Genomic DNA, 10,163 nt, shown 5'->3' on the forward strand with positions numbered 1-10,163 from the left:
GAAGGGAACACCTTCAGTAGCACTGAATCTACCCAGACCTTCTTTTTCTGGCATAGAGGAGTACTACAATAACAACCACCGCAATCGATGCAATACCCACTACGAGAATGATAACCATTGGATCCAGAAGACCTGCAGGAGTTGTTGTCGTAGTTGGAGGAGTAGTGGTAGTTGTAGTAGTGTCAGTTGTAGTTGTTGTGCTTGAATCAACTAGCACGTAGACGGTATCAGAAACCGTGTTCCCAGCAACATCTGACACAACGATAGTATAGTTGTAAATTCCTCTCTCTAAGCCGTCAACACTAATCTCGATTACCGCTGAAGATGAGCTAAGGGTGCCATTCTTAACAACCAAGCTATCCCGCATTATGACATAGGAATCGAGGTTGGCATCCTCGAAGTTCCAAGTAATGCTGTTGCCTGTCTCTCCCTCCATGTACATCACGTCACTGGGGCTATCGATTGTCGGATCTATCGTATCAATAACCTCAACAATTACCGTATCAGTAGCACGATATTCGTGTAAATCTATGGCCTCAACAGTATAATTGTACGTGCCCAATGACAATCCGTCGATGCTTACGTTCAGGGTTGTAGGACTGCTCGCCCATTCACCCTGCTCAACTACACTACCATTTCTGAACACAGTATAATTGCCGGAACTTCGATCTTCGATACTCCAGAGAATCGAGTTTCCAGTACTGCCCTCGCTATAGGCAATATCATCAGGACTGGTGATTGCCGGTGGATTCGCATCTTCTACAACTGTAACAAGAACAGAATCAGAAGATGCATGATTGACTGTGTTGTTCAGCCACAGGGTGTAGTTATGGACTCCAGGGGAGAGACCATCAATATTGATGGCCACGTCAGTTCCATCCCAGACACCTGACTGCACAACAGAGCCATTTCGATACACAATGAAGTGTGAAGGAATGGTGGAAGATGCAGTCCATGCTATTTCATGTCCTGTGCTTCCAAGTACGTAGCTTAAATCGTCCGGGCTATCAATTGCTGGTGCTACATCACCAATGACAACAGTAGTTGTGAGAGAGGTGCTGTGTGCGTTCTGGTCAATTGCTTGCAGCGTGTAGTTGTAGATACCCTCAGGCAATGAAGAACAGTCTACAGAGCTGATATTCACAGAAAGCGCCCAGCTATCTGTCCACATCAATGAACCATCAAGCCAAAGCTTGATTTCAGATGGATTATGGTCTATACATCGCCATGTCACATTGCTGCCTGGATCAGCCACATCGAAGGCAAGTGCTGAATAGCCTTGGACAATAGGAGCGGTATCCTCTGGGGTCACATCACCTGCGGTGAATGTCCCATCTGATTCATCAAATGATGTCATTCCGCGGTCGCGAGTTAGAATCTTCACCTTGTAGGAGTCAAGTGTCTCCCACATGGAGATGTCCCATGAATAGGTTGTTACATTGAGATCTGCTGCAATCAGCATGTAGCTTTGTCCGCCATCATTTGAGACATAGACTTCATGGGAGAAATCTGCATCAACGTTCTCAGATTGTGCATCCCATACAATAGTGTTAGCTCCACTCCAGCTTTCGCCGCCGTTTGGACTGACGACTTCTACTTCAGGTGCAAAGAAGTTGTTAATGTCAACATCGGTCCAGACTACATCGTAACTCTGACCTAAATCGTTGTATGCAGTACCCCGAATAGTTCTCGTTACATTTTCTCCAAAATTGTAGGTATCGTAGGATACCGAAGGGTCGTTAGAGTGAATTGTGATACCCTCAAGAGTATCAACAGTAAGATCATACGACCCAGTTGCGAGGTCATAATCGAATATGCCTACAGCCAGCGTTGCTTCTTCACCAGAAAACTCAGCGGTGAAGTGTCCGGTTTCAGGCTTGTCGCTTGTTGACAGATCACCGTCCAAGATATTGTTGGCATACGACCATGTCGAGTTATCTTGGACCACGCCATCAATGCTATACCACCAAGCCATAATGTCGCAATCAGTGTTTGAGAAATCACAAGTAACCTCAGCTGTTTCTCCACTCTTTATGCCAGAGATGTACTCCCAAGCAAATTGGCTATCATCGATAGCACCAGAGAATGGATCGTAGCTTACATCAGGTATGACTAGACTGCCTGTTCGCTCAAACAACTGACCTTGGAGAAACTCCAAATCCGTATTGGTGATTGTATACTCAGGCATATGAGCCAGTGTTTCTTCAGAGAAGGTCACATTCACAATGACATGATCTCCTGTCAGCGTATCTTCATCTGTGAATGTTCGAACAGTGGGGTCCGAATTGGAGTAGTACTCCGGATAAACTTGCGGTGAGGAAATTGACTCGTACCACATTGCTTTGATGGTGATATTGACAGGAAGTTCTTGCTGCGAGGGGAGCAAAGTTGGATGAATAAGGAGATAGTACGTCTCGTTTGCATGCGTTGATACATTGAGCAGATGGGAAGCTGATGTATCGGTAGAATCTGTCACATCAGCAAGCTTCATCCCGTCTGCGTCATAGATGTTCATTGAGAAGGAACTATCTGGGTCGTCCCAAAGCAACCGCACACCAAGATAGTTTGCATTTGCATGCGGATTGTGCAATGCAAAGCTTCTGAAGTCCCAATCATCGGGGCCCTCGTCCATGCAGCCGTATGATACCGAATCATAAGGTGATAGTTCGGACCCAAAGTGGTCAACCAAGATGTGCTCTTCTCCGGCTCCGCCACTCAAATTCCCAACAAGATTATAGCTCCATGGGACTCGAATCGTATCTACCCCATCACTGACCTCAACAAAGCCTTGATGGATTCCAGCAGAGTCTGTGGGGGCAGTAAGAGACCAGTTGATAGTTCCAGCGGAACCTCCTGAGATCCAAGTAATCTCTGGGGCTGGAACTTCTTCCCAGAACATGACCGTACAGGTGAAGCTGTTGCCGAGATACTCTGGATCCACATCAAAGACGGGGTCATGGATAACTAGGGTCAAATCGCCGTCTAGGTCTGTTTGTAAATCGGAAAGAGATGTAGCGTATTGCATCATATTCTGATTGCCGGAATCGGAAGCCGCAGTCAGCCGTGTTAGCTCGTTTCCTTGCAGAGAGCTCGAGTTCCATAGGTTTGGTTGTCCATCCGCAGGATTATCATCGGTCCAGTCGTAGAGAAACATCCAGGGATAGCCAGTAGAAGACACAGTGCTATCTTCAAAGGAAACTGCTACTGTAACATAGCTGTAGGTAGAGACTGCGTTATCATAAGCTATACTTCCAAGTTGATCGCGCAGGTCAAACCAGCCGTAGACAGTCTTTCCTGACACATCATCGGTATCGATAAAGGTGGTACTGTCAAAAGTATGTTTCTCAGCCAGTTGATAACGATACGGGCTTGCCGACCAACCGGTCATATCCGTTAATTCAGTACCAAGTGAATCTGTCAGAATGGAATGCGTAATATTCGTTGTCTGCCCAGCAATGACATTCCCAAAATAGAGCGAAGCATCAGCGAAATCGCGTGGAAGGGGATTACTTGGGATATTAGTATCTAGTCTCGAGTCAACAGCAGTGACTTCGTCTTCCCAACTACCTTCCAGAATATCCATGAGATTATTGTGGGAATCAAGAGTCTCGGAGATGAATGTTGAATTCTCAGTAATGAATTTGCAAGCAGCTTCTGCATCTATAAGACCAAAGCCTTGAACTGCTGGGTCATATCCCATATCTGCAGCAGTGCTCTGCATAACAGTCTTGAGCCTGTCCGGGGTCCAGTCTATCGATTCATTCTCAAGAGCCTCGATTGCCAGAGCAACAGCACCAGCAGCAACAGGAGCAGATTGACTCGTACCACTAAACAGCGTGTAGTTAGATACGGCGCTGCCCCAATGTGGCCCATTCTCCCAGTAGGACTGGAAGTATTGCCCGTAGTATGGGTTCGCAGAATAGCCTGCAGAACCAGGTGCCAACACATCCGGCTTGCTGTACCCAGAAAATGCTGGGCCTTTGCTGCTGAAACTTGCGATTCCCATTGCGTCCTGTTCGGGGCCATAATAGTACTCAAGGTATTGACTGCTTGTTGAAGCTCCTACTGTTAGGACTGTCGAAGCACAACCTGGAGGACCAGTAGTCATGTAGCCTGCACCCTCGTTACCGGCTGAAAACACATGAAGCATTCCAGGATACGAGGCATTCAGATATCCGGGAGTAGAAAGGATAATCCAAGCAAGACTGTATTCACCAAATTCGTCGCTTGGTTCTACCGCCCAGCCCCATGAGTTGGTAGTTAGATTTACTCTGTGATTGCCCGTGTAGTTGAATTCTCCCGAAACACTATCGTAGTCGAAACCGCAAGCCCACAAGTAAGCACCAATATCTGAACCAGAGCTTAGGAAAGATATCGATAGAATTTTTGACGCATTAGCAATACCCGACATTTGGAAGTAGCTCTCGTTGTTTGCGTCATAGTATGTGTTCTGCCCACGAGCTGCAATATGAGCCGCTGTTGCAGTTCCATGTGTTCCCTGATCAAAGTAGATGGCAATGGCATTTCCGTCGGATCTGAACCCTTGGAAGATTTCTTCGTCAGTGAAGAAGCCGGGATCCATTGTCCAGCAGAGGGCGCCATAGCTTACGTCATCTACGCCATTATCTGTATAGTCATTCGCAATGATGGGATTAGCTGCATCATAGATTTCGCTTTGATAGTCATCAGTGAAATTCCAATCAAAAAGTGCCTTGACTTCGTTTCGGTCGGCTGTCGTATTGAGGTCTATATCTTCGTAGTACAGTGCACCATTCCACATGGCGGTCCAGCCTTCTGCGCCCTCCCAATCCATAATGACATGGAATTGATTGTCAATAGTAGAATTGTACACAAGTACGGGTGCCCACATTTTTGCGTACGGATCTTGCCGTTGCTGGTACACCCAGCCGAAGTGAAATTCGTCGTGAGCTATAGAGGGATCAGGAATTTCCCAGTCTTTCCAAATCTCGTTGTAAACAAACTCCGATACATTGTTGATTCCCCAATAATCCTCATAGAGTCCAATGAACCCTACATCGCTCCCAACAGGATACCCATTTCCGTAGGGAGGAAGCAGACCCATCAGATGACGATTATTCCCGTGATTATTGACAAGCGGGTCCCATCCCGTAACATTGAGATAGTGTTTGCCACCCACCTCGTAGGTCAGGACATTGCCTTCGGAAAGCCAACTAGCAGTGTCAGCAATGTTAGACGTGTTGCCAAGAGAATCCGTTAGGACGAGACTGTATCCTGTTGGGTCGTAGGTGTCCGGATGGAACGCATCCTGCAAATCGGGTTGACCGAAGTCACAGCCGGTATCGAGGTGCCCTACAACAACACCACTGCCATTGAATTGGGAGGCTGTGGGGCCGCTTGCTCCAACAATAGGCTTGAATTCTTCCATATCAGGAGTTACCTGCTGGTCGGTTTCCGAGGGTGTGGAATCCTTGGATAAATCATCCCTCTGCGGAGTAAGATACTCATCGGTATCAATCATTGTAACACCTGAGACATCGCGAAGATCCGTGACGGCTTCCTGAGACGGTGCTATTGCTTTGGTTATTCTCAATGCCTTAAGATTCACAGACCACTGAACATCGAGGAGGGAGCGAATCTCATCATAATCACTCCATGGGGCGCTGAACACAATGATACTTGGGTTACTGTCTTGTGTGACTATGCTCGAATCCAGTTCACCAGTGTCAATCCACTCTTGAAGCAGTGGGTCAACGTCAGGAGTGAAAGAGCTGTCAGACCATTGAGTGTGAGCATCTTCAACGAAGGTGTCTAACTGATCAAGCGGTTCTTTTGGTGATGTAGAGGGAGGTGGTGTGGTCTGGGTGACGCTGTTGCCTTGGGCGGTAGTGTTACCATATGGCATAAGGTAGTAGTATTCATTCCGAGTCAGTTCTATAGAGGTGCCTTCCGTGTAGTTGCTCACATAGAATGGCCCACTGGTTATCAGCTCATCATACTGAGGGAAGAAACTCTGGTAATCTACCCCAAGCCACTGATGTTTTGGCAGAATAGGGATATCCGCTATGGAAGGCAAGTGCCAGTAGGATTCAGTCGTGAATTCTATCACAAATGTGTAATCATCGGGCGCAAAGGCGGCATAGACTGAATCCTTGTATGAAGCTGCATCCGGATGATCTGAATCTCTGAGATAGTTGTATGTGAAGGCAACATCTTGGGCAGTCAAAGGTGCCCCGTCTGACCAGCTGGCGTTTGTCACAATATCGAATGTCATTCTGGCGTGGCCATCTGGAACATCGGCATTGTCAGCGTGTGTTTCAATGATATAATCCTCTGAAAGAAACGGCATGAGATTCCCCTCGCTGTCAGTCCGAATGAGAGGATCATATAACTCATCCAGAACATTCAGTGTATGCGTGGAAGATGTTAGAAGAATATTGAAACTATCAACATCCAGAGCGTTGCTCCGGGTGAATACCCCGCCATATGGTCCGCCTTGGCTATCTTTGAGGTGAACCTTCTGGTTAGTCCACCATGAAGGGATACCATCAACAGCATCGTTGACAAAACCTTCGAAACGGTCAGTTCTGTAAGCCGAAAACTCGTAGTTGTTGTAACAGACAAGTATAGGCGATTGATAGACAAGAACCTTCTGCATCTCGCTAGCAGCCTCATACACATCATCATAGTCAGTTGCATGAAGCAGTTGGTCTCTCCAAGAATCATAGGTGGCATTCTCGAAATTCGGGAAATTGTGATAGGGTTCATCAGCGTACTCGGACCAGTACTCATAGGCAAGCCAATCAACATCGAAATTGGCATAATTACTTCCAAGAAATGCCATATCATAGTCTTCGTGGAAGTACAATCTATTCAGATATTCAAAGAAGTCCGTTGGTTGAGCGGTTGCATTGACATGCAAAGACTGAAGCGTGTCAGCAACAAGTGAACTAGTGTTGATAGCAGCGGATGATGAATCGGCGGCCTCGATGACAACGCTGAAATTCGAGCCATCTGGTGCCTCTCTGTATCCATCGCCGTCAACATCTACGAATCCTTCATCTTCAAGTAGCTGATTGCCGGTTGACACGTGAGCCTCATAGTAATTGTATGGTAGCTGGCCTTCAATCGAGAAGGGATTGATTTGAGGCACAGGGCTGTCCTGTGGAGTAGCTAACCCATCCCATATTGATGTTGCAATTCCTTCCTTATCAAGGGCAAATGCTACGGCTCTTCGAAACGAGGTAATATTGAATGGATACTTAGCACAGTTGATTGTGATGTATCCATACCCGTTTCTCGGTTTTTCTCCTATCTCTATATTCTCGGATTCTTGTAGCTCCTGCAGATAAGCGTCATCGATAGTTTCACCAATGAGATCGATGTCCCCATCCTGCAGTGCAAGGACAGCTTGATCTTCTTGAGAAATCACTTCATAGACTATCGAATCAACAAAGGGTCCTTTCCCATCGGAAAGGCCAATTGCTCTTGCTTTGGAAGTGCTGAATACTCCAAATACGAGAAATAGTGTTAGTATTGCATAGACGAACGTGCGTTTTCTATTAGGCATCTCTCCACCCACTAGCGGCAAATCTAAGGCTCTGCCAGTATACTACTTAATAAATCTTCAGAGGAAATTTGAGAATTTTGAGTGTTCGCGAGATAGCTTCGGCAACGACATGCTTCTGCTCGCAAGTCCTTTTCGACAGAATTGGTGAGTATCGTATCCATTTGACATAACCCGCATAAGACGGCAAAGCCATCGTTATGGTCGTAACACTTCTTACACCAACAGCCATCATGCGTCGGGAAATAGAGAAGAAATCCACCATATCGGTGAATACTTGAACAAACACTCGGGTCGATACTCGCCATAACCTGCTTTGCAGTCATTGCAGCCTTAAATCGCCCACAAATTGCAAGCTATGAATAGGGATGGGACTGCTGCATGGGATTTTGCAGGTCGTATGTTGTGAATTCGTGCAACTCAAGAGGAGAGAATCTCTCAGGGAGCTCTTCATAGTATATGTGATTTATGTGAGGAGACGGTTCACCATTTCTTTCTCTCATGTACAAAATAGGGCAGAAGTGTGTGAGTTTTTTCTGAAGCTTCCTGTGCCAGGCACGGATAAATCGGGCTGCTTTCAAGTGGGTTTTCAGAAGCTCTGCAGCAACAGGGCATTTGCTATGTTTCATCTCGAATAGGTATACGATATCTTCAGCAATTGAAACCGCGTCAATCTCGAATTCATGATGCCACCCATATTCGTCTTCCCTGAGCAGAGAGAAACTCTGCAGAAGCTTCCCTTCCAACCACCTCCTCTCAAGCTTATGGAACAGCGGAAGCTCGTGGTAACTCTCCGTATTGGCGGGACATTCACTGACCAATAGGTATTTGGTTCCATCTCTTCGAAAACGAATATGCACTTTGCCAGGAGGGTTTTCGTGAAAAGCGTCCGGGTTACTAGGCCGACAAAGAGATTCTCTTACCTTCTCAATTCTGCCATTGATGCCCATAAATTCAGAAAACATACAATCGTTGAGAATTGCATCAATCGTATCCAGAATCTCATTGGGATGCATCGACTTCTTTCTTGAGTAGTAGTGCCCGATTTTTTGCTTCTTGATCTCAGAAGCAAGCATCTTTCCAGGAATCCGCAGAACGTGATTGTCCATTTGGAAAATATAGACATCTCCTGCTGATTCCAAGCGTCCCGCACCTTTCGAAAGGAGAACTCCAAGAATATCGTTAATCAGAGCTACCAGCTTGTACATGCGCCTTCTACCAGCGTATAATATCTACTCATATTCTATAAGTGTTGTTCGGATGGTCCTGAAGCTTGCTGTAGAAGAAACAGTATCATCAGGATGGAGGCGATAGCAGTACGTGGATCGACGAGTAACTGGTAGGTTTCTGCCACCGTGAAGAGCCCACTGTTGTTCGAAAGTTCTTTCGGGGGTTTCGGTAATTAGATTCCTCATCATCTTCCTTTGGTGTAGAGTGCATACGATAGTAGAATCACTACTGCAGCCGCCCCGATTCCTACACCAAGTGTCACCATCTCTCGAGGAATAGAAGGCCCACCCTCTGAATCGGCGACCACTGACACAAACACTATGTCATTTGCGGTGTTCCCGAACCCGTCTTCTACTATCAATTTGTACTTGTGAAGCCCTGGAGGCAGACCATCAACCTCTATGACAATCTCTGAGCCATTCCAAACACCTGAATCAACTATGGTGTCGTTTTTCAGTACTCTGTAAGACGATGGGAAAGTGGCAACAGGATTCCATGTGATTGAATGTCCTGTCGTTCCCTCCGTGTAGCTGAGATCATCGGGGGTGTCAATCGTAGGTCTCACTATTTCGAAGGGATACCGGTCTTGACTTCCTGCACCGCCAGAAATAACATAAGAACCATCCCCACCATAATCGTCCCAATAGTTGCCTGAAGATGCGCCATCATCCCATGTATTGTTGGCTCCGTCATCACGGGCATTTGCTCCACCATTATCGTAGAACACGTTGAGGAAGAAAGTGTTGTTGCTAGATGTTGAGGATGATAGGTCGATTCCTTCGTCGGAATTGAAGGCGATTATGTTGCTAGTGAAGGTGTTATAGCTGGATTCTCCATAGATGAAGAAGCCATTTGCCGAGTTGCTGATGGCTGAATTCTCTGTAAGGGTGTTGTGATTTGAGGAGTGGGACATACTGAACCCAGAATAACCATTGCTTGCGCAAGTATTGTTGCTTATTGTGTTGTTAGTACAATCTCGTAGACTGAACCCGAACAGAGTATTTCCGGTACTGGTGTTGTTTACGACAGTGGTATTGAAGCATTCAGTTAAGCGGAACCCACTCCCTGGATTATCAGCGGCGATATTGCCAATCAGCTTGCTGTTGTCTGATCCAGATAGTGAGTATCCCCCACCACTGGAAGTGACGGTGTTCTCGATAAGCGTGTTGCTGTGGGACGATTGAATTATGTCAAAGCCTTTGGCGTTGTCGACAACAGTATTGTTGATGAAGACATTATTGGATGAACCGGCAATAAGGAAACCCTCTCCCCCTCGGCTTGCATCAGAAATGCAATTGCTGACTTTTCCATTCGTCACGTACCAAAACTCGACTGCAGCAGTGCCAGTAGTTGAGGGTGCAGAAAAGTAGCAATCCTGTATTTCAAA

General features: G+C 46.4%; 3 protein-coding genes. All 3 read right to left on the bottom strand.

Translation table 11 applies throughout. The annotated features are described in order from the left end of the window. Positions 1 to 28: 28 nt before the first annotated feature. Positions 29 to 7,549 (bottom strand): S8 family serine peptidase, encoded by a 7,521-nt coding sequence (locus GF309_03630; GenBank protein MBD3157859.1) that lies wholly within the window; start codon positions 7,547 to 7,549, stop codon positions 29 to 31. Positions 7,550 to 7,902: 353 nt separating this feature from the next. Further along, a complete protein-coding gene (locus tag GF309_03635; protein ID MBD3157860.1) occupies positions 7,903 to 8,754 on the bottom strand; it encodes a hypothetical protein in 852 nt (283 codons plus the stop codon). 206 nt (positions 8,755 to 8,960) lie between these two features. Next, on the bottom strand, positions 8,961 to 10,163 hold a 1,203-nt coding region (locus tag GF309_03640), incomplete at its 5' end, for a hypothetical protein (protein MBD3157861.1).

The sequence above is a fragment of the Candidatus Lokiarchaeota archaeon genome, assembly GCA_014730275.1.
GTDB lineage: Archaea > Asgardarchaeota > Thorarchaeia > Thorarchaeales > Thorarchaeaceae > WJIL01.

Bases quoted from the DNA above. Each gene is read 5' to 3' on its own strand.
- GF309_03635 (MBD3157860.1), bottom strand. From the start codon at position 8,754: ATGTACAAGCTGGTAGCTCTGATTAACGATATTCTTGGAGTTCTCCTT.
- GF309_03630 (MBD3157859.1), bottom strand. From the start codon at position 7,549: ATGCCTAATAGAAAACGCACGTTCGTCTATGCAATACTAACACTATTT.